Below are 20793 nucleotides of genomic sequence, written 5' to 3'. Positions count from 1 at the left end.
GAGCTATGGCACGTCACCTAATATCCAGGTATCAGGAGCGACTTCCGTTCCTCATCATTCGCCATAGTGGAGATCACATGAAGCGAACATCCTTTTTGGGTGTGCATGCTCGCACACCTGAGATCCGGAGCTTGGACGGCCGCAGGTTGAACATCCGGGCCCTGAGTTATTACCGTTCGGCGACAGCTGAAAGTGCCCAGGCGCTAGTCACTCGCCATGCATACGATGATGCCGGCCGACCTTGTCGCAGCATCGATCCGCGCTTGCATGCTCTTTCCCTGACCCAGGCAGAAACACGGCCCAACATAAGGCAATGGCATAGTCTATCGGGACAGCTTATACGCACCGACAATGTCGATGCAGGGACGTCCATCTTTTTTCATGATGGACTCAAGAGAGTTGCGTTGTCGGTTACTCCGGGGAATACGTTTGAAGTGCGCGACTATGATACGGAAAGTGGTCGGCTGTCAGCGTTAGCAACTCATTCACCCGGCGCTGATCCAACCGTCGTCCAGCGATTTTTCTGGGGAGGCAATTCACCTGATTCGCGTGATCGAAATCTAGCAGGTCAATGTGTCCGACATTATCACCAGGCCGGTCTGACATCGCTGCGAGCTTCGTCGATTACCGGCTTGGCGCTCGACAGCAGTCGTAGGTTGCTCAAGGACGATCAAAGCCCTGACTGGGATGCTGAATGCGAGAGCGAATGGGCAGAGCGATTGGATGCAAGTCAATATTGTACACAAGCCTCTTTCGATGCCGTCGGTGCACCACTAACCATGACCGATGCCAAAGGTAATCGGCAACGCATGCGCTATGACGTGTCTGGCAAAACGTTGCAAACCTGGATGAAGGCCGCAGATCAAGACCACGAGCAAGCAATCATCAAGGCTGTCAGCTACACGGCCGCAGGCGTGATGTCAGTCGAAGAGCATGGTAATGGTGTTGTCGTTCGTAACAGCTATGATGAGGCGACCCAGTCCCTGACCTCCACGCACATTGGCTACTTGGATGGGCGACGCGATCTGCGCGACTTGTGTTACGAATACGATCCGGTCGGAAACCTGCTTGCGATTACCAATATGGCGCATGCCACACAATTCTGGCGGAATCAGAAGGTAGAGCCGCAACAGACTTACACCTACGATTCGCTGTATAGGTTGACGCAGGCGACGGGGCGCGAGATGGCCAATGCAGGGCGGAGTTCCAGAGCCCTACCTGCAGTAGGTCCGACTGTCACTGACGACGTTACCTATACGAATTACGCCCGAACGTACCGTTACGACACTGCCAACAACCTGTTGCAGATTCGTCACTTGGCTGCCGCAAGTGGCAATAACCATACTCACGATATGGTTGTATCGAATCGCAGCAACCGGGCATTGCCCTCGTCCTGGAATGTGGGTTCGGCGAGCATAGACGACCATTTCACGCCTGGCGGACACCAGCGATCCTTGCACATTGGGCAATCGCTTGTTTGGGACGAGCGCGGGGTACTAGTAGCCGTGGAGTCTCCAGCCGGACGTGCCGAGCCCGTAAACGAATGGTACCGGTACGATCAACTTGGATCTCGGGTGCTGAAGATCACTAACGGTGTAACAGATTCACCTCGTCAGCACCGAGTGCATTATTTACCGGGTCTGGAAATACGGAAGCGGCTTGAAGGTGGAGTGCAGGCTTCCTCTCTGCAAGTCATAACCTGTCCAGGCACAGACGTCACGGTCAGTCTATTGAAATGGGAGGCTGGCCTGCCTTCGGGGGTGGAGAATGACCAGTACCGATACTTGTACGGCGACATGACGGGTAATGTCAGCCTCGAACTGGACGGACAGGGCATTATCGTCAGTGAGGAAGAATACTATCCGTTTGGCGGAACGGCGTGGATGGCAGGACGCAGTCAGGTCGAGGTCAATTACCGGACGATCCGCTATTCGGGCAAGGAGCGCGATGTGACAGGCTTGTACTATTACGGTTACCGTTACTACCAGACATGGTCAGGGCGCTGGTTGAGTGCAGACCCAGCGGGGAATATTGACGGTCTGAACCTGTATGCCATGGTGCGCAATAATCCAGTTAGCATGCGGGACGCCAACGGCCTGATGGGTCAGTCGATCAAAGAACGCATTGCCGCCCTTCGCCTTTCCAATGAGGGCAGTGGATCCACGGCTCCCGCGGCCAGGCGGACAGCTGACTCCACACCCGCTGCTGGCACTGCCCCGGTGCCGCAACCTGAATTGCTGCCACGTCCTGTGCCTAGGCCGGCGATCACGCCAACAGTATCCGCGGTCGTCGATCCTGCTGCGCCGCCCGCTGCAGCCAGCCCTGATCAGCCAGCAGCGGGTACGTCCGCCGGTACGCCCTCTGCCTCAGGCAAAAAACACTTCACGCTTTATCGTGCAGATCACCGAACGTGGGACGTGATGGTGCAGAAGTTTCCCCAAGGCTTCACTGCTTGGCAGGCTCTCTCCACTCAGCAAGCGCGACAGGTAACCAGGGCTTTTATTGGCCAAAAAAACACCGCCGGACTACCTAAAGATCTCGCTAAAAATATGGACGGCTGGGCGGCGAAACCGAAGCTTAATGATCTGTCGACTTACATAAAATACACGAAGGACCGCACGACTTCATGGGTATCGACGGCTGTCAATACCGAAGCCGGGGGGCAGAGTTCCGATGCCGCTTTGTATGAAATCAACATGGACCTGTACGAGTTCAACGTGGGGGCGGATAAACTGGTACCGCTTCCAGGTGGGCGTGAAAAAAATATGGTGTTTTCATTTCTGTTGGATGCCCCGGATCTGGAGAGCGCCAACATCATTGCGCTCAACCATGGTCCGGTCAACGATGCGGAAATATCATTCCTTACACGTATACCCTTGGAGACAATGAAACCCTACAACCGAAGCTGATTGAGTGTCTTTCGAGCCGATTGGAACACATTGCTCCGATCGGCTCAAAACCTTCACTGGATACTGCTCGACTGAGCGCATTCAGCTGTTGGTACAGCCGTTGCCCATGACGTGGTATTCCATGATGTGGCGCTTGCCCTGCGAGTCTTCGTAGGTCAGGCGCGCCGGGACCACGGCGCAGACATTGGGGATCGCCGAGTTGGAAATGACATGGGCGATGTCCGGATGCTGTGAATAGTCATAGGGTTCCACCACGGGTTTCTGTGTGGCGGCAGTGGTGGTCTCATCGGCCAGGGCGATACCGCTCGAGCCAATCAGCGCTAGAATTAACAAAGCTTTCATGTCGATTTTCCTGTTTTGCAGTCGTCAGGGTGCACGCGGCCCTTGTGAGGTCACGTGTGAAACTTGAGAGTGGGGAAGTTGCGATCGACAGCCTTCGTGGGGGATACAGTCTTTGTCGATCGCAGTGCCGTTGCTGGCGAAAACGATTCTAGGCCCCGGTGCCTGTGGTAAACAGAGCGGGTTTGGATAAACAGTTTTATCCGAATCTGCATTAATCCCGCCTCGCTGAGCAGGCACCGATACTGGTCTGGGTACGGACCTCGGTACTGGTCTTGGTACTACCATCGTCGAATGGCTGCCTGGGGCAGATACCCTTAAAACAGGTCCATACAACAACAACTATTCAACCGAGGTAAGAATGATGAGTGCGGCTTCCCTGTATCCCGTTCGTCCCGAAGTGGCAGCGTCCACGCTGACCGATGAGGCGACCTACAAGGCCATGTACCAGCAGTCCGTGGTCAACCCGGACGGTTTCTGGCGCGAGCAGGCGCAGCGTCTCGATTGGATCAAGCCCTTTACCAAGGTCAAGCAGACCTCGTTCGACGACCACCATGTCGACATCAAGTGGTTCGCCGACGGCACCCTCAACGTTTCCTACAACTGTCTGGACCGGCACCTGGCCGAACGCGGCGATCAGGTCGCGATCATCTGGGAGGGTGACGATCCTTCCGAAAGCCGTCACATCACGTACCGTGAGCTGCATGCCGAAGTGTGCAAGTTCGCCAATGCCCTGCGCGGTCAGGACGTGCACCGTGGCGACGTGGTGACCCTGTACATGCCGATGATCCCCGAGGCGGTGGTGGCCATGCTTGCGTGCACGCGCATCGGCGCGGTGCATTCGGTGGTGTTCGGCGGGTTTTCACCCGAAGCACTGGCAGGACGCATCATCGACTGCCAGTCCAAGGTGGTGATCACCGCCGACGAAGGTCTGCGCGGCGGGCGTAAGACGGCGCTCAAGGCCAACGTCGACCGGGCCCTGACCAACCCTGAAACCAGCAGCGTGCAAAAGGTCATCGTGTGCAAGCGCACCGGCGGCGACATCGAGTGGAACCGTCATCGCGACATCTGGTACCACTCGCTGCTGGAAGTGGCGTCGAGCACCTGCGCGCCGAAGGAAATGGGCGCCGAGGAAGCGCTGTTCATCCTCTACACCTCCGGCTCCACCGGCAAGCCCAAGGGCGTGCTGCACACCACCGGCGGCTACCTGGTGTATGCCGCGCTGACCCATGAGCGGGTATTCGACTACAAGCCCGGCGACGTCTACTGGTGCACTGCGGACGTGGGTTGGATCACCGGCCACAGTTACATCGTCTATGGTCCCCTGGCCAACGGAGCCACGACGCTGTTGTTCGAGGGCGTACCCAACTACCCGGACATCACCCGGGTGTCGAAGATCGTCGACAAGCACAAGGTCAACATCCTCTACACGGCGCCCACGGCGATCCGGGCGATGATGGCCGAGGGCTCCAAGGCGGTCGAGGGCGCCGATGGCTCGAGCCTGCGCCTGCTCGGTTCGGTGGGCGAGCCGATCAACCCGGAAGCCTGGAACTGGTACTACAACACGGTCGGCAAGCAGAACTGCCCGATCGTCGACACCTGGTGGCAGACCGAAACCGGCGGCATCCTGATCAGCCCGCTGCCGGGTGCGATCGGCCTCAAGCCGGGCTCGGCGACCAAGCCGTTCTTCGGTGTGGTGCCGGCGCTGGTGGACAACCTGGGCAACATCATCGAGGGGGCGGCCGAAGGCAATCTGGTGATCCTCGATTCGTGGCCGGGCCAGTCGCGCACCCTGTATGGCGATCACGATCGCTTCGTCGACACCTATTTCAAGACATTCCGCGGCATGTACTTCACCGGCGACGGTGCCCGTCGCGACGAAGATGGCTACTACTGGATCACCGGGCGGGTCGATGACGTGCTCAACGTTTCCGGGCACCGCATGGGCACGGCCGAGATCGAAAGTGCGATGGTCGCCCATCCCAAGGTGGCCGAAGCCGCTGTGGTGGGTGTGCCTCACGACCTCAAGGGGCAGGGCATCTACGTCTACGTCACGCTCAATGGCGGCGAGCAGGCCAGCGAGGAATTGCGTCTGGAGCTCAAGAACTGGGTGCGCAAGGAGATCGGTCCCATCGCGTCGCCGGATGTGATCCAGTGGGCGCCGGGGCTGCCCAAGACGCGGTCGGGCAAGATCATGCGGCGCATCCTGCGCAAGATCGCCACGTCCGAGTACGACGCGCTGGGTGACATCTCCACCCTGGCCGATCCGGGGGTGGTGCAGCAGTTGATCGATACTCACAAGGACATGCATCGGGCTTCTGCGTGATTTGAGGTGATGTGATGTGATCTTGAGGGCCTCTTCGCGGGCAGAGCCCGCTCCCACATGAGTGTGCATTGACGCGCACATGTGGGAGCAGGGCGGGCGGCCGAACCCTCTGCCCGCGAAGGGGCCATCAAAGCTTATCGACGATTGCCTGTGTTACTGCATGAAAGTCCAGCACACACCACCTGCCACTCAATACCCCACTGCTACGCCTACCTGCTTCCACCTGCAACGCCACACTTGCCGTCCCAGAAGGCTTTGCCAATAATGGGCGCGCTAATTGCTTCAGTCTCAGATCGCCTCTCATTTCTCCAGACCACACTCGATGAGGGCTGTCAATCCCCTGGCCTGGGTGTCTCGTTGCTTCTGTAACTACTTGTCGCATTGACGAAATATCGACTGGCACAGTGCCGTTAGAATGCGCTCACTCGCCGGACCCTGCGGCGTCGCCTGTTCAGCTTCATTTTTTCGCATTCTGGGCCTGCGCTCACTTTGCCCATACTGCCCTTTTCGCTGGAGCTCACCCAATGAAGAAACTCGCACTGTTTGGCGCATTGGCACTGTCCGTGCTGTCGGCGGCGTCGTTCGCCGATGAAAAGCCGTTGAAGATCGGCATCGAGGCCGCTTACCCACCATTCGCCTCCAAGGCGCCGGATGGCAGCATCGTTGGCTTCGACTACGACATCGGCAACGCGCTGTGTGCCGAGATGAAGGTCAAGTGCACCTGGGTCGAGCAGGAATTCGACGGCCTCATTCCAGCCCTCAAGGTGCGCAAGATCGACGCTATTCTGTCGTCGATGTCGATCACCGATGACCGCAAGAAATCCGTCGACTTCACCAACAAATACTACGCCACGCCGGCGCGCCTGGTCATGAAGGCGGGCACCACGGTCAGTGACGACATGAGCGAGCTCAAGGGCAAGAAGATCGGCGTGCAGCGCGGCACGATCCATGACCGTTATGCCACCGAAGTGCTCAAGCCGCTGGGCGTGGAAGTGATGCCGTATGGCTCGCAGAACGAGATCTATCTGGACGTGGCTGCCGGTCGCCTGGACGGTACGCTGGCCGATGCCACCTTGTTGCAGGACGGTTTCCTCAACACTGACGCAGGCAAGGGCTATGCCTTCGTCGGCCCATCGGTCAACGATCCGAAATACTTCGGTGACGGTATCGGCATCGCCGTGCGCAAGGGTGACAAGGCCAACCTGGAACGCATCAACGCGGCCATCGCGGGCATTCGTGCCAATGGCGAGTACAAGAAGATCCAGGACAAGTACTTCGACTTCGACATCTACGGCAAATAAGCCGACAGGCGTTACCTGACTGATGGTGCCAACGGCGGGGAACCGCGGTTCGCACCATTTTTCATTCTCCGGGCGAGGATCTCTACATGTTGAAAGGCTACGGGGCCGTCATTCTCGATGGCGCTTGGCTGACGCTGCAGCTCGCCTTGTCGTCCATGGCGCTGGCCATCGTGCTGGGTCTGTTGGGCGTGGCCTTGCGCCTGTCGCCGGTACGCTGGCTGGCCTGGCTGGGCGATCTCTACGCCACGGTGATTCGCGGCATTCCCGATCTGGTGTTGATCCTGCTGATCTTCTATGGCGGCCAGGACATCATCAACCGCGTCGCGCCGCTGGTGGGGTACGACGACTACATCGACCTCAATCCGCTGCTCGCCGGTATCTTCACCTTGGGCTTCATCTTCGGGGCGTACCTCTCGGAAACCTTCCGCGGTGCGTTCATGGCCATTCCCAAGGGCCAGGCCGAGGCTGGCATGGCCTATGGCATGAGCAGCCTGCAGGTGTTCTTCAGGGTGCTGGTGCCGCAGATGATTCGCCTGGCGATCCCCGGTGTGACCAACAACTGGCTGGTGCTGACCAAGGCCACGGCATTGATCTCGATGGTCGGCCTGCAGGACATGATGTTCAAGGCCAAGCAGGCGGCGGATGCCACCCGCGAGCCGTTCACCTTCTTCCTCGCAGTAGCGGCGATGTACCTGGTGATCACCAGCGTGTCGCTGCTGTTGCTGCGCGCCGTCGAAAAACGCTATTCGGTGGGCATCAAGGCGGCTGAACTATGATCTTCGATTACAACGTCGTCTGGGACAGCCTGCCGCTGTACATGAGCGGCATGCTGGAAACCTTGAAACTGCTGGCCATCTCGCTGTTCTTCGGCCTTCTGGCGGCGCTGCCGCTGGGCTTGATGCGGGTGTCCCGGCAGCCACTGGTCAACGGTGTCGCGTGGCTCTACACCTATGTCATCCGCGGCACGCCCATGCTGGTGCAGCTGTTCCTGATCTACTACGGCCTGGCCCAGTTCGAGGTCGTGCGCAACAGTGTGCTCTGGCCCTGGTTGTCGAGCGCCACGTTCTGCGCCTGCCTGGCATTTGCCATCAATACCAGCGCCTACACCGCCGAGATCATCGCCGGCAGCCTGCGCGCCACGCCCCCGGGCGAGATCGAAGCGGCGCGGGCGATGGGCATGTCCAAGGCCGGGATGTATCGACGCATCCTGCTGCCTTCGGCGCTGCGTCGGGCGCTGCCGCAGTACAGCAACGAAGTGATCATGATGCTGCAGACCACCAGTCTGGCCTCGATCGTGACGCTGATCGACATCACCGGCGCGGCGCGTACGGTGAACGCCCAGTACTACCTGCCGTTCGAAGCCTACATCACGGCGGGCGTTTGCTACCTGTGTCTGACGTTCATTCTGGTGCGCCTGTTCAAGCTGGCCGAGCGCCGCTGGCTGGCCTATCTCGCGCCACGCAGGCACTGACCGCGTGCAGCGAAAACCCTTTCGTCGCGAGCCAGTGAGCCGTGACTGACCGATCTGCGAGACCCCCGATCATGTACAAACTTCAAGTTCAGGACCTGCACAAGCGCTACGGCTCGCACGAGGTGCTCAAGGGTGTCTCGCTGGCGGCCAAGGCGGGCGATGTGATCAGCATCATCGGCTCCAGCGGATCGGGCAAGAGCACGTTCCTGCGCTGCATCAACCTGCTCGAGCAGCCCCATGCGGGCAAGATCCTGCTCAATGACGAAGAACTCAAGCTGGTGCCCGGCAAGGACGGCGCGCTCAAGGCGGCCGATCCCAAGCAGTTGCAGCGTCTGCGCTCGCGGCTGTCGATGGTGTTCCAGCATTTCAACCTGTGGTCGCACATGACCGCGCTGGAAAACATCATCGAAGCGCCGGTACACGTATTGGGTGTTTCGAAGAAGGAAGCCCTGGAGAAAGCCGAGTACTATCTGGCCAAGGTCGGTGTTGCGCACCGCAAGGATGCCTATCCGGGGCACATGTCCGGCGGCGAGCAGCAGCGGGTGGCCATCGCTCGCGCGCTGGCGGTGGAGCCTGAGGTGATGCTGTTCGACGAGCCGACTTCGGCGCTGGATCCCGAGCTGGTCGGTGACGTGCTCAAGGTGATGCAGGCCCTGGCCCAGGAAGGACGGACCATGGTCGTGGTGACTCACGAGATGGGCTTTGCCCGCGAAGTATCGAACCAGCTGGTCTTCCTGCACAAGGGGCTGGTCGAGGAGACCGGCGACCCCCGCGAGGTGTTGGCCAATCCGCGCTCCGAGCGGTTGCAGCAGTTTTTGTCCGGCAGCCTCAAGTGATCGTTGCTTGAAACATTTTGCCGAGTGTTTTCGTGTGTGCAGGGCAGGCATGCCTGATCCGGCGCAGTACCATGTCCCATTCGGTTTTTGATACTTAAGGTTTCGGTCCGCATCAGATGACAGCCCAACGAATCGGTTTCCTCTATTGGCCCAGCACGCGAGCCCTGACCTTGGCGCTGGCCGAGGAGGCCCTGCGAGTGGCGCAGAAGGTGCACCCGGACGTGACCTACGAGTTGCTGTTCCTGCAGGCCGAGCCGCCCGTGCCGGGTGGTTGGCAACTGCCGGGGGAGGCGTGGAACGGTCGCCTGGAAGGGTGCCACAAGCTGTTCCTGCTGGCGGACGAGCCACCGGCGGCATTGGCGCCGGCACTGTCCACTGCGCTGAAGCAGACCGTCCGAGCAGGCTGCATGGTCGGTGGACTGTCGGCCGGGGTGTATCCGCTGGCGCAATTGGGGCTGCTCGACGGTTACCGCGCGGCCGTGCACTGGCGCTGGCAGGATGATTTCGCCGAGCGCTTCCCCAAGGTCATCGCCACCAGCCACCTGTTCGACTGGGATCGCGACCGGATGACCGCTTGCGGCGGTCTGTCGGTGCTCGACCTGCTGCTGGCGGTGCTGGCCCGTGATCATGGCGCTGAACTGGCCGGGGCGGTTTCCGAGGAGCTGGTGGTGGAGCGTATCCGCGAAGGCGGGGAGCGCCAGCGCATTCCTCTGCAGAATCGCCTGGGCTCCAGCCATCCGAAGCTGACCCAGGCGGTATTGTTGATGGAGGCCAACATCGAAGAACCGTTGACCACCGACGAGATCGCCCAGCATGTGTGCGTATCCCGGCGTCAGCTGGAGCGTATCTTCAAGCAGTACCTCAATCGCGTGCCGAGCCAGTATTACCTGGAGCTGCGCCTGAACAAGGCTCGGCAGATGCTGATGCAGACCAGCAAATCGATCATCCAGATCGGCCTGTCGTGCGGGTTTTCTTCCGGGCCGCACTTCTCCAGTGCCTACCGCAATTTCTTCGGCGCCACCCCCCGCGAAGACCGCAACCAGCGCCGCAGCAGCAGCCCGTTCGAACTGTCTTCGGTGCCGGCCGAGCGCGGCTGACCCTGCCTCTGGAATGCGCTGTGTCAGGCGAAGCGCGGTGTGGCCTTCGCGGGCAGAGCCCGCTCCCACAGGGAAGCAAAAGCAAGCTATGTCTGCGAAGGGTGCCCTCGCACCAGAATGTGGGAGCGGGCTCTGCCCGCGAAGGGCGCGCCGCGGTATATCGGGCTGAACCGCAAGGCGAGCTCCTTTCTATCCCTATATGTCGCATTCGCGACAACCCCCGTAGAATGGCGGTTTGGCGCTGTAACAAGTTGTCGCATGGCGGCAATGCCGCGCGCGAACCAGTCCTTACAATTCCCCATCGCTCGCCCATTTTGCGCTGAGCGTTCCTTGACAGGAGACTCCGATGTCCGTTGAGCAAGCCCCCGTGCAACGTGCCGATTTCGACCAGGTAATGGTTCCCAACTATGCGCCGGCCGCTTTCATTCCCGTGCGCGGTGCCGGCTCCAGAGTGTGGGATCAGGCCGGTCGCGAGCTCATCGATTTCTCCGGTGGCATCGCCGTCAACGTGCTGGGTCACGCGCACCCGGCATTGGTCGGCGCGTTGACCGAACAGGCCAACAAGCTTTGGCACGTGTCCAACGTCTTCACCAACGAGCCGACCCTGCGCCTGGCCAAGAAGCTGGTCGACGCCACCTTCGCCGACCGGGTGTTCTTCTGCAACTCCGGCGCCGAAGCCAACGAGGCCGCCTTCAAGCTGGCCCGGCGTGTGGCGCACGACAAATTCGGTCCCGAGAAATACGAGATCGTTTCGGCCATCAATAGCTTCCACGGTCGCACGCTGTTTACCGTTAGCGTCGGCGGTCAGCCGAAATACTCCGATGGCTTCGGTCCGAAAATCACCGGCATCCGGCACGTTCCGTACAACGACCTCGAAGCGCTGAAAGCGGCGGTGTCCGAGAAGACTTGCGCCGTGGTCCTGGAGCCGGTTCAGGGCGAAGGCGGCGTAGTGCCTGCCGACCCGGCCTATCTGCAAGGCGCGCGCGACCTGTGCGACCAGTTCAATGCCCTGTTGGTGTTCGACGAAGTGCAGAGCGGCATGGGCCGCAGCGGCGAGCTCTACAGCTACATGAACTACGGTGTGACCCCGGATATCCTCTCCAGCGCCAAGAGCCTGGGGGGCGGCTTCCCCATCGGCGCGATGCTGACCACCGACGCACTGGCCAAGCATTTCGCGGTCGGCGTGCATGGCACCACCTATGGCGGCAATCCGTTGGCTTGCGCGGTCGCCGAGGCGGTGCTCGACGTGGTCAACACCCCGCATGTGCTGGCCGGCGTCAAGGCCCGGCACCAGCGCTTCAAGACGCGCCTGGAGCAGATTGGCCAGCGCTATGGCGTGTTCACCGAGGTGCGCGGCCTGGGCCTGCTGATCGGCTGCGCCTTGAGCGACGCCTGGAAGGGGCGCGCCAAGGACTTCTTCAATGCTGCCGAGCAGCATGACCTGATGATCCTGCAAGCCGGTCCCGACGTGGTGCGCTTTGCCCCGAGCCTGGTCATCGAGGAAGCCGACATCGATGAAGGCCTGGACCGTTTCGAGCGCGCCGTGGCGCACCTGACCCAGGCCTGAACGGCCTGCTCGCGGTGCCTGCCCCCGGTCGGCGCCGCCTTTGCAATCGACCGCTGCAATCGACTGCTTCAATCGACAAGGAGTGACACCATGCTGGTAATGCGCCCTGCGCAAATGGCTGACCTGGCCGAGGTTCAGCGGCTGGCCGCCGACAGCCCCATCGGTGTCACTTCCCTGCCTGACGACGCCGGCCGGTTGAGCGACAAGATCAGCAAGTCGGAAGCGTCCTTCGCTGCCGAAGTCAGCTTCAACGGTGAAGAGAGCTATTTCTTCGTGCTCGAAGACCTGGCCACCCAGCGTCTGGTGGGGTGCTCGGCGATCGTCGCCTCCGCCGGTTATTCCGAACCGTTCTACAGTTTTCGCAACGAGACCTTCGTGCATGCTTCGCGCGAGCTGAAGATCCACAACAAGATTCACGTCCTGTCGCAGTGCCACGACCTGACCGGCAACAGCCTGTTGACCAGCTTCTACGTGGTGCCCGAGCTGGTGGGCAGTATCTGGGCCGAACTCAACTCCCGCGCCCGCCTGCTGTTCATGGCCAACCACCCGGAGCGCTTCGCCGATTCAGTGGTGACCGAGATCGTCGGCTACAGCGACGAGCAGGGTGATTCGCCCTTCTGGGACGCAATCGGCCGCAATTTCTTCGACCTCAACTACGCCGAGGCCGAACGCCTGTGCGGCATCAAGAGCCGCACGTTTCTTGCCGAACTGATGCCGCATTACCCGATCTACGTGCCGCTGCTGCCCGACCAGGCCCAGGAGGCCATGGGCCAGGTGCATCCACGGGCTCAGGTGACGTTCGACATCCTGATGCGCGAAGGCTTCGAGACCGATCATTACATCGATATCTTCGACGGCGGGCCGACCTTGCATGCCCGTGTGTCGGGCATTCGCTCCATCGCCCACAGCCGGGTGGTCCCGGTCAAGCTGGTCGCGGCCAGCGATGAGCGCGGTGGACCGGGCCGGCCCTATCTGGTTTCCAACGGCCTGCTGCAGGATTATCGCGCGGTGTTGCTGGAGCTCGACTGGGTGCCCGGCAAGCCGGTCGGCCTGGATCTGGCGACAGCCGAGGCGCTGGGTGTGGGCGAGGGCGCCAGCGTGCGCCTGGTTGCAGTTTGATACCTGGTTGAACAGGCCGAGTTCTGCGGGTGCCGTGCGGTGCCCGCTCGAGGAGAAAGCATGATCGTTCGTCCCGTACGCAGCAGCGACCTGCCAGCGCTGATCGAATTGGCCCGCAGCACCGGCCCCGGCCTGACCACCCTGCCAGCCAATGAAGAGCGGCTGGCGCACCGCGTCGGCTGGGCCGAGAAAACCTTCCGTGGCGAAGCTGAGCGCGGTGATGCTGATTACCTGTTCGTCCTTGAAGACGACGACGGCACGGTCGTGGGTATTTCGGCCATCGCCGGCGCCGTGGGTCAGCGCGAGCCCTGGTACAACTACCGGGTGGGGCTGACGGTCAGCGCCTCGAAGGAACTGAACATCTATCGCGAGATTCCCACGCTGTTCCTGGCCAACGACCTGACCGGCAATTCGGAACTGTGTTCGCTGTTCCTGCGCGAGGGTTACCGCAAGGGCCTGAACGGCCGTTTGCTGGCAAAGGCGCGGCTGCTGTTCATCGCCCAGTTTCCGGAGCTGTTCGGGCGCAAGGTGATTGCCGAGATGCGCGGCATTTCCGATGCCGACGGACGCTCGCCGTTCTGGGAAAGCCTGGGTCGGCATTTCTTCAAGATGGAATTCAGCCAGGCCGACTACCTCACCGGTGTTGGCAATCGCGCCTTCATCGCCGAGCTGATGCCCAAGTTCCCGCTGTACAGCTGCTTTCTGTCACCGGCGGCGCGGGAGGTGATCGGCAAGGTTCACCCGGACACCGAGCCGGCGCTGACCATGCTCAAGGCCGAAGGCTTCAGTTACCAGGGTTACGTCGACATCTTCGACGCAGGCCCGGCCGTGGAATGCGAAACCAGCAAGATTCGCGCGGTCCACGACAGCAAGAGCCTGGTCCTGGCCATCGGCACTCCAGGTGACGATGCGCCACCGTTCCTGATCTACAACCGCGAGCGCGAAGCGTGCCGCATCACCGCAGCCCCTGCGCGTTTCGCCTCCGGCACCCTGGTGGTCGATCCTTTGACTGCCCGCCGCCTGCAGCTGAGCGCGGGTGACCAGGTGCGCGCAGTGCCCATGACCCCGCCAGCACGGGAGGTGCTCTGATGAATACTCTGTACATTGATGGCCAGTGGCTGCCAGGCGAAGGCGAACAGCTGACGTCCCTCAATCCGGTGGGTCAGGCCGTGGTCTGGCAGGGATGCTGCGCCAGCGCCGAACAGGTGGACAAGGCCGTTCTGGCGGCGCGGCATGCCTTCGTGGATTGGGCGAGCCAGCCGCTGTCGGCGCGCATCACCGTGCTGCACGCGTTCGCCGATCGCCTCAAGGCCCGCGCCGACGAACTGGCGCAGTGTATTGGCGAAGAAACCGGCAAGCCCTTGTGGGAAGCGGCCACCGAAGTGACCAGCATGGTCAACAAGGTCGCCATCTCGATTCAGAGTCACGCCGAGCGCACCGGTGAGAAGAGCGCACCCCTGGCCGATGCCACGGCGGCCCTGCGGCACAAGCCCCACGGTGTGGTGGCGGTGTTCGGTCCGTACAACTTTCCCGGTCACCTGCCCAACGGCCACATTGTACCTGCGCTGCTGGCCGGCAACTGCGTGCTGTTCAAACCCAGCGAGCTGACGCCCAAGGTGGCCGAGTTGACCGTGCGCTGCTGGGCCGAAGCCGGTCTGCCGGCGGGCGTGCTGAACCTGCTGCAGGGTGGTCGCCAGACGGGCGTGGCGCTGGCCGCCAACGCCGGGCTCGACGGGCTGTTCTTCACCGGCTCCAGTGCCACCGGCAATCTGCTGCATCAGCAGTTCGCTGGCCAGCCAGGCAAGATCCTCGCGTTGGAAATGGGTGGCAATAATCCGCTCGTGGTCGAGCAGGTCCAGGACCTGGATGCGGCGGTCTATACCATCATCCAATCGGCGTTCATTTCCGCCGGGCAGCGGTGCACCTGCGCGCGGCGCTTGCTGGTACCCGCCGGGGCGTGGGGCGACCGGTTGCTCGAGCGGCTGGTGCAGGTCTGCGCCACCCTCGAAGTCGGCGAATACGACCGCCAGCCGGCGCCGTTCATGGGTTCGGTGATCTCGCTGCAAGCGGCACAGGCGCTGCTCGAGGCGCAGGAACACCTGCTGAACAGCGGCGCGGTCAGCCTGTTGAGCATGACCCAGCCACGGGCCGACGCGGCCTTGCTCACCCCCGGCATCCTCGACGTCACCCAGGCTCGCGGTCGTCGCGACGAAGAGCTGTTCGGCCCGCTGCTGCAAGTGGTGCGCTACGGGGATTTCGATGCGGCCATCTCCGAGGCCAACGCCACCCAATACGGGCTGGCGGCAGGTTTGCTGTCGGATTCCGAACAACGCTATCGTGAATTCTGGCTGCGCAGCCGGGCGGGTATCGTCAACTGGAACAAGCAGCTGACCGGCGCCGCCAGCAGCGCGCCGTTCGGCGGTGTCGGCGCGTCCGGCAACCACCGCGCCAGCGCCTACTACGCCGCCGACTATTGCGCCTATCCAGTGGCCTCGCTGGAAACCCCCGCGCTCAGTCTGCCGGCGACCCTGAGTCCGGGCATCACGCTGTAGAACGTCGTAGCAACGTTGCGTACAAGAACAGATCCACGGAGCCGAACCGATGAAACCCTGTGAAGTGAATTTCGATGGCCTGGTGGGGCCGACCCACAACTACGGTGGGTTGTCCTACGGCAACGTGGCGTCGCAGAGCAACAGCCAGCAAGGCTCGAACCCGCGCGAAGCGGCTCGTCAGGGCCTGGCCAAGATGAAAGCGCTGATGGAACTGGGCTTCACCCAGGGTGTGCTGGCGCCCCAGGAACGCCCTGATGTGGCTGCGCTGCGGCGCCTGGGCTTTACCGGCAGCGATGCCGAGGTGATCGCCCAAGCCGCGCGCGACGCAATGCCGCTGTTGGTGGCCAGTTGCTCGGCGTCGAGCATGTGGGTTGCCAACGCGGCGACCGTCAGCCCCAGCGCGGACACCGCCGATGGCCGCGTGCATTTCACCGCCGCCAACCTCAACTGCAAGTTCCACCGCAGCATCGAGCACCCCACCACAAGCCGTGTGTTGCAGGCGATGTTCGCCAACCCGACCTATTTCGCTCATCACCAGGCGCTGCCCGCCGTTGCTCAGTTCGGCGACGAGGGCGCCGCCAACCACACCCGCCTGTGCCGGGACTATGGCGAGGCGGGTGTGGAATTCTTCGTCTACGGTCGCAGTGCCTTCGACGCGCGCCTGCCCGCGCCGCAGAAGTATCCCGCGCGCCAGACCCTGGAAGCGTCCCAGGCCGTGGCCCGGCTGCATGGGCTGGGCGAGGAGGGCGTGGTGTTCGCCCAGCAGAATCCGGACGTCATCGATCAGGGCGTGTTTCACAACGACGTGATCGCGGTCGGTAATGGCGAGTTGCTGTTCCACCACCAGGACGCGTTCCTCGACAGCGACCGCGTGCTGGCCGAACTGCAGACCAAGCTCGCCGCGCGGGGCGGGCGTTTGCAGGCGATCGGCGTGCCCCGCGCCGAGGTCTCGGTGGACGATGCCGTGCGCACCTACCTGTTCAACAGCCAGTTGCTCAGCCGTGCCGACGGCAGCATGCTGCTGGTGGTCCCGGAAGAATGCCGCGCCAACCCGCGTGTCTGGAGTTATCTGGAACGCCTGACCGGGCAAGGCACCGGCATTGCCGAGGTCAAGGTGTTCGACCTCAAGCAAAGCATGCGCAATGGTGGCGGGCCGGCCTGCCTGCGCCTGCGCGTGGCGCTCAAGCCCGAGGAGCTGGCAGCGGTCAACCCTGGCGTGATCCTGACGCCTGCGCTGTACGAAACGCTGAACGACTGGGTCGAGCGCCATTACCGCGACCGCCTGGTCGAGGCCGATATGGCCGACCCGCAACTGCTGATCGAATGCCGCGAGGCATTGGACGAGCTGACTCGGATCCTGGCACTGGGTTCGGTCTATCCTTTCCAGCTCTGACCATTTTTTCAACACTGAATATCATTGAGGTAACTGTATGTCCGACGCCCTGCGCTTGATTCTCGAAGACACCGACGGCACCCAACTGGAAACCTCCTGCACCCGCTTCTGCGTGGTCTGGCAGGGCAAGGAAGTCTGGATTCAGCACGATGGCCGTGGCCAGCTGCTGATCGGCGTGGACGTCGAAGAAGGAGATGCCGAATACGCCAACCTGTTGCTGCGACCCCTGGCGACCAACCTGGTCAGCCTGCAGCTGGAAATGGAACCGGCCGATGCGGGCGCCGAAGAAGAGGACGGTCACGTTCACGGTCCGGACTGCAACCACTAAAACTCCATCCTTCAGGGACGCCGCCCCATGCTCGCTCTTGGCAAACTGCTCGACTTGACCTTGGCCGGCCGCGAGCCGGCGCAGAAGATCCAGCTGACCACCGGCGGCGTCAGCCTGCGCTGGCTCGGGGAAGGCGCCCTGGAAGTGCGCCCCGCGGCCAACACCGACAGCGGCCTCGACTTGCTGCTGTCGGCCGGTGTGCACGGCAATGAAACCGCGCCCATCGAATTGCTCGACACGCTTGTTCAGGCCATCGCCCGCGGTCAGTTGGTTCCCCGCGCACGTATCCTGTTTCTGTTCGGCAACCCTGAAGCGATGCGCCGTGGCGTCCGCTACATCGAGCGCGACGTCAACCGGCTGTTCAACGGCCGACACGACGCTGTCAGCGGCAACGAAGCCTTGCGTGCCTGCGAACTGGAACGCCTGGCCACGACCTTCTTCAGCCTGCCGCAGCGCACGCGTCTGCACTACGACCTGCACACCGCCATCCGTGGTTCACGGATCGAGCAGTTCGCCCTCTATCCCTGGAAGCAGGGCCGCGAGCATTCCCGGCAAGAGTTGGTGCGCCTGCAGGCGGCAGGCATGCGCGCCGTGTTGCTGCAGAACAAGCCTTCCATCACGTTCAGCGCGTTCACCTACGAGCAGCTCGACGCCGAAGCCTTTACCCTGGAGCTGGGCAAGGCCAGGCCATTCGGGCAGAACGCCGAGGTCGACCTGAGTCGTCTGGAGGCCAGCCTGCGGCAGTTGATCGAAGGGGTCGAGACGGACCTCGAACAGCCACTGGATCAGTTGGTGCTGTTTTCCGTGTCACGTGAAGTCATCAAGCACACGGATGCCTTCCGCCTGCATCTGGATGACGATATCGAGAATTTCACCGAGCTGGATCAAGGCTACCTGCTGGCCGAAGACGGACGCGAACAGCGCTGGGTCGTGGAAGAACAGGGCGCGCGGATCATCTTCCCCAACCCCAAGGTTGCCAATGGCCTGCGCGCCGGCATTTTGATCGTGCCGACAACGCAGGTGTGAGGCTCAGGGGTAGTTCAGGCGTGGCGGCAGACCCAACTCGCGGCGCAGGCTGTTTTCATTGAACGGATCCGGATTGGTGTTCAACGGCGGTGTTTGCGGGTCGTCGTCGAAGTCGAACGGGGGATGTTCGGTAGGCAGGCCGACCACCTGACGCTCGTGATCGAAGCCGAACATCGACCCTGTGGCGAAGTTATAGGCATGGCACAGCTCGTGGTACAGCACCACTACGGGAAAACTACCCGGCGGTTGCCAGGCGGGGTTGTAGACCAGTTCGCCGGATTGTCCTGCGGGTGCGCGCTGACCATCGATCACCGGCCAATGCGGGTGGCCGAAATAGCCATTGGGTTCATGGGTAAAGCGCACGGTTACCTGTGTGCCATGGGCACTGGCTGCCTCATCCAGCGCCTGCAGCAGTAAACGCGCAGTGGGCGAGGTGCGCAGCAGATCAAGGTCGGCTTCTACCCGTTTGACGAATCCATCGCTGCCTTCGATGCGCAGGGCTTGATCGCCTGCGCGGTGACTGCCGCCCCGATGCAGGCGCAGCGTGCCTTTCTCGCGCAGGATCAGATCGTTCTCGTCACTGCTGTAGACCACGTTGCTGCCTGAGCCGGGGAATATCGAATCCTCGCCCGGGCCGGGACTGATGATGCTCAGACCTGCGCCTGCTACCAGGCGATCATCACCTTCGCCGCCGGCCATGAAGGTCAGCTGTTCACCGCCAAAGCAGGTGTCGTCGCCGTCTCCGGCATAGATCGTGTGCATCCCGTGACCACGGGTCAGTACGGTGTCGTTGCCTGCACCGGAGTCGATGTAGAAGTTGCCCGCCCCGACCTTTATCAGGTCATCGCCGGCACCGGTGCGCAGCGTTATCTTGCCTCGCAGTCTTTCCGTGCGCACCGTGTCGTCGCCGGCATCGGTGTCGATGATCAAGTCAAGCGGCTCAACGATGGGTTCGATACGGTACTGCAGGCCGTTGAGCGTCAGCAGCAGCGTGCCATCGCTGGCGTCGAGGCGCAGTTGGTCATCGGCGCTCGTCGTGGCGATCAACAGACGCGGTACGGGGGCAGCCTCGAAGTCGATGCGAACCTGCAGATCGGCATAGGGCAGCGAATGACTGTCGAGCTCGTGGGCAGGCTCCTCATTGCGGCGAATGAATACCCGAGGGGGGAGATGTTCCATGGCAGGCTTCCTGTATCCGATAGAGAAGCCGCAGCGTAGGGGGAGGGCAATGCGGAAGAGTGCTACACATGTATCGGGTATGAGGGTTGATGCCGGTACGTGCGGCGAACCGGCCACGGGACCTTGTCGGAACCCGTGGCCGAACGAACGGCACGCCGTTGAACGTCAGGCGATTTTCTGTTGCTGCTGCAGGCGACGCAGCGCGCGTACTTTCTGTACGGTATCGGCCACGGTGCGCGCGGCTTCCGCGCCCTTGTGCAGGAAGTGGTTGAAGAAGTAGGTGTGATGCTGCTCGCCGTCGTGGAAATGGTGCGGGGTCAGCACCACCGAGAATACCGGCACTTCGGTTTCCAGTTGCACCTGCATCAGCGCGCTGACCACCGACTGGGCGACGAACTCGTGACGGTAGATACCACCGTCCACCACCAGGGCCGCGCCGACCACGGCGGCATAGCGCCCGGTCTTGGCCAGCAGCTTGGCGTGCAGGGGAATTTCGAAAGCGCCGCCGACTTCATAGAAGTCGATATCGGCTTCCTGGTAGCCCAGCACGCGCATTTCTTCGACGAAGCCTTTGCGGCTCTGGTCGACAATATCCTTGTGCCAGCAAGCCTGCACGAAAGCGATCCGTTCGTGGGTGTGGCTCTTGCTGTCAATTGCAGTGGGTTGCATCGGTTCACTCCTGTTCAAGAAAAAAACAGGGCATGTGGATCGAAGGGGATCTGTGGGTACATGCGCATGGCACGGCCCTGCGTTGGCCTTTTGAAGGTGTCGCAATCCCGTTCTCTCTTCATCCGGACTATGACCGTCGGCCCCGGGATCACACCGGGTCTGCTGACCTTGCGGGCCGTTGCCGGCTCACAAGCGCTCGCGGGCTCGACGCGTTGCGCGCCATCACCGCCGGTGGGGAGTTGCACCCCGCCCTGAGAACGTTTGCCACCCCCATGGGGCGGCGCTGGTTTTGTAACATACTTGCGGACGCGCTGAACAGCGGCCCGGACAATTGTTTCACCAAGGCTTGATTCGTGGCCGCGCAACCCGCAGTAATAGAGGCTGACACGAACCCGAGGCCATCATGTCCATCATCGACCTGCGCAGTGACACCGTTACTCAGCCCACGCCCGGCATGCTTGCGGTCATGCACGCGGCGCCGACCGGCGATGATGTCTATGGCGAAGACCCGACGGTCAACCGCCTCGAAGCCAGGCTGGCAGCCGATCTGGGTTTCCAGGCGGCGCTGTTCGTGCCCAGTGGCACCATGAGCAACCTGCTCGGCCTCATGGCTCACTGCGAGCGTGGCGAGGAGTACATCGTCGGGCAGCAGGCACACACCTACAAATACGAAGGCGGCGG

At 61.9% G+C, this 20793-nt stretch carries 18 protein-coding genes and 1 riboswitch; of the genes, 15 read left to right on the top strand and 3 right to left on the bottom strand.

All coding sequences use genetic code 11. The features are described 5' to 3' along the window. Nucleotides 1-77: 77 nt before the first annotated feature. Complete coding sequence (locus tag B2V21_RS13235; RefSeq protein ID WP_286917084.1) at nucleotides 78-2909, top strand: RHS repeat-associated core domain-containing protein; 2832 nt, start codon at nucleotides 78-80, stop codon at nucleotides 2907-2909. Nucleotides 2910-2990: 81 nt separating this feature from the next. Here the strand turns inward: B2V21_RS13235 and B2V21_RS13230 are convergent, their stop codons facing one another. Further along, nucleotides 2991-3251, bottom strand: coding sequence for a DUF2790 domain-containing protein (locus B2V21_RS13230; protein WP_043185340.1), 261 nt, complete (start codon nucleotides 3249-3251; stop codon nucleotides 2991-2993). A gap of 361 nt (nucleotides 3252-3612) precedes the next feature. Between B2V21_RS13230 and acs the strand changes: the two genes are divergently transcribed. The 13 genes from acs (at nucleotide 3613) to astE (ending at nucleotide 18264) form a co-directional block, all read left to right on the top strand. After that, entirely contained in the window at nucleotides 3613-5574 is a 1962-nt protein-coding gene (gene acs / locus B2V21_RS13225; RefSeq protein WP_056843945.1) for an acetate--CoA ligase, read from the top strand. Nucleotides 5575-6098: 524 nt separating this feature from the next. Next, nucleotides 6099-6875 (top strand): ABC transporter substrate-binding protein, encoded by a 777-nt coding sequence (locus B2V21_RS13220; protein WP_056843781.1) that lies wholly within the window; start codon nucleotides 6099-6101, stop codon nucleotides 6873-6875. An 86-nt stretch (nucleotides 6876-6961) separates the two neighbouring features. Next, nucleotides 6962-7651, top strand: a complete 690-nt coding sequence (locus B2V21_RS13215; protein ID WP_286917083.1) for an ABC transporter permease — start codon at nucleotides 6962-6964, stop codon at nucleotides 7649-7651. Continuing rightward, a complete protein-coding gene (locus B2V21_RS13210; protein ID WP_049862162.1) occupies nucleotides 7648-8346 on the top strand; it encodes an ABC transporter permease in 699 nt (232 codons plus the stop codon). Before B2V21_RS13215 ends, B2V21_RS13210 begins: the two co-directional genes overlap by 4 nt. A 71-nt stretch (nucleotides 8347-8417) precedes the next feature. Then, nucleotides 8418-9182 (top strand): ABC transporter ATP-binding protein, encoded by a 765-nt coding sequence (locus B2V21_RS13205; RefSeq protein ID WP_049862161.1) that lies wholly within the window; start codon nucleotides 8418-8420, stop codon nucleotides 9180-9182. A 116-nt stretch (nucleotides 9183-9298) separates the two neighbouring features. Then, nucleotides 9299-10279, top strand: a complete 981-nt coding sequence (argR, locus tag B2V21_RS13200; RefSeq protein WP_049862160.1) for a transcriptional regulator ArgR — start codon at nucleotides 9299-9301, stop codon at nucleotides 10277-10279. 346 nt (nucleotides 10280-10625) lie between these two features. Further along, entirely contained in the window at nucleotides 10626-11846 is a 1221-nt protein-coding gene (locus B2V21_RS13195) for an aspartate aminotransferase family protein (RefSeq protein ID WP_286917082.1), read from the top strand. A gap of 90 nt (nucleotides 11847-11936) precedes the next feature. Next, on the top strand, nucleotides 11937-12965 hold the full coding sequence (gene aruF, locus B2V21_RS13190; protein ID WP_056843778.1) for an arginine/ornithine succinyltransferase subunit alpha: 1029 nt from the start codon (nucleotides 11937-11939) through the stop codon (nucleotides 12963-12965). Nucleotides 12966-13025: 60 nt separating this feature from the next. Continuing rightward, complete coding sequence (astA, locus tag B2V21_RS13185; protein WP_049862157.1) at nucleotides 13026-14054, top strand: arginine N-succinyltransferase; 1029 nt, start codon at nucleotides 13026-13028, stop codon at nucleotides 14052-14054. Further along, entirely contained in the window at nucleotides 14051-15517 is a 1467-nt protein-coding gene (astD, locus tag B2V21_RS13180) for a succinylglutamate-semialdehyde dehydrogenase (RefSeq protein ID WP_286917088.1), read from the top strand. Before astA ends, astD begins: the two co-directional genes overlap by 4 nt. A gap of 49 nt (nucleotides 15518-15566) precedes the next feature. Then, the gene (astB, locus tag B2V21_RS13175) at nucleotides 15567-16910 is read left to right on the top strand and encodes an N-succinylarginine dihydrolase (RefSeq protein ID WP_282349587.1); all 1344 of its coding nucleotides are present in this window, start codon (nucleotides 15567-15569) and stop codon (nucleotides 16908-16910) included. 37 nt (nucleotides 16911-16947) lie between these two features. Then, complete coding sequence (locus B2V21_RS13170; protein ID WP_043185377.1) at nucleotides 16948-17238, top strand: hypothetical protein; 291 nt, start codon at nucleotides 16948-16950, stop codon at nucleotides 17236-17238. 27 nt (nucleotides 17239-17265) lie between these two features. Next, nucleotides 17266-18264, top strand: coding sequence for a succinylglutamate desuccinylase (gene astE, locus B2V21_RS13165; protein WP_056843775.1), 999 nt, complete (start codon nucleotides 17266-17268; stop codon nucleotides 18262-18264). A gap of 3 nt (nucleotides 18265-18267) precedes the next feature. Here astE and B2V21_RS13160 read toward each other — a convergent pair whose 3' ends face one another. Then, complete coding sequence (locus B2V21_RS13160; protein ID WP_286917081.1) at nucleotides 18268-19443, bottom strand: M91 family zinc metallopeptidase; 1176 nt, start codon at nucleotides 19441-19443, stop codon at nucleotides 18268-18270. 165 nt (nucleotides 19444-19608) lie between these two features. Next, a complete protein-coding gene (locus tag B2V21_RS13155; protein ID WP_056843773.1) occupies nucleotides 19609-20112 on the bottom strand; it encodes a 6,7-dimethyl-8-ribityllumazine synthase in 504 nt (167 codons plus the stop codon). A gap of 105 nt (nucleotides 20113-20217) precedes the next feature. Continuing rightward, a riboswitch (FMN riboswitch) is annotated at nucleotides 20218-20375 on the bottom strand. A gap of 140 nt (nucleotides 20376-20515) precedes the next feature. On the opposite strand from B2V21_RS13155, the gene B2V21_RS13150 reads away from it, so the two are divergent. Beyond that, nucleotides 20516-20793: beta-eliminating lyase-related protein (locus B2V21_RS13150; protein ID WP_286917080.1), on the top strand; the 278-nt coding region annotated here is incomplete at its 3' end.

Origin of the sequence: Pseudomonas sp. UBA6276 (assembly GCF_002438365.1) — a bacterium.
GTDB lineage: Bacteria > Pseudomonadota > Gammaproteobacteria > Pseudomonadales > Pseudomonadaceae > Aquipseudomonas > Aquipseudomonas coleopterorum.
Note: the sequence above shows the minus strand (reverse complement) of the source record. Positions and strands in the feature narration are given on the sequence as shown.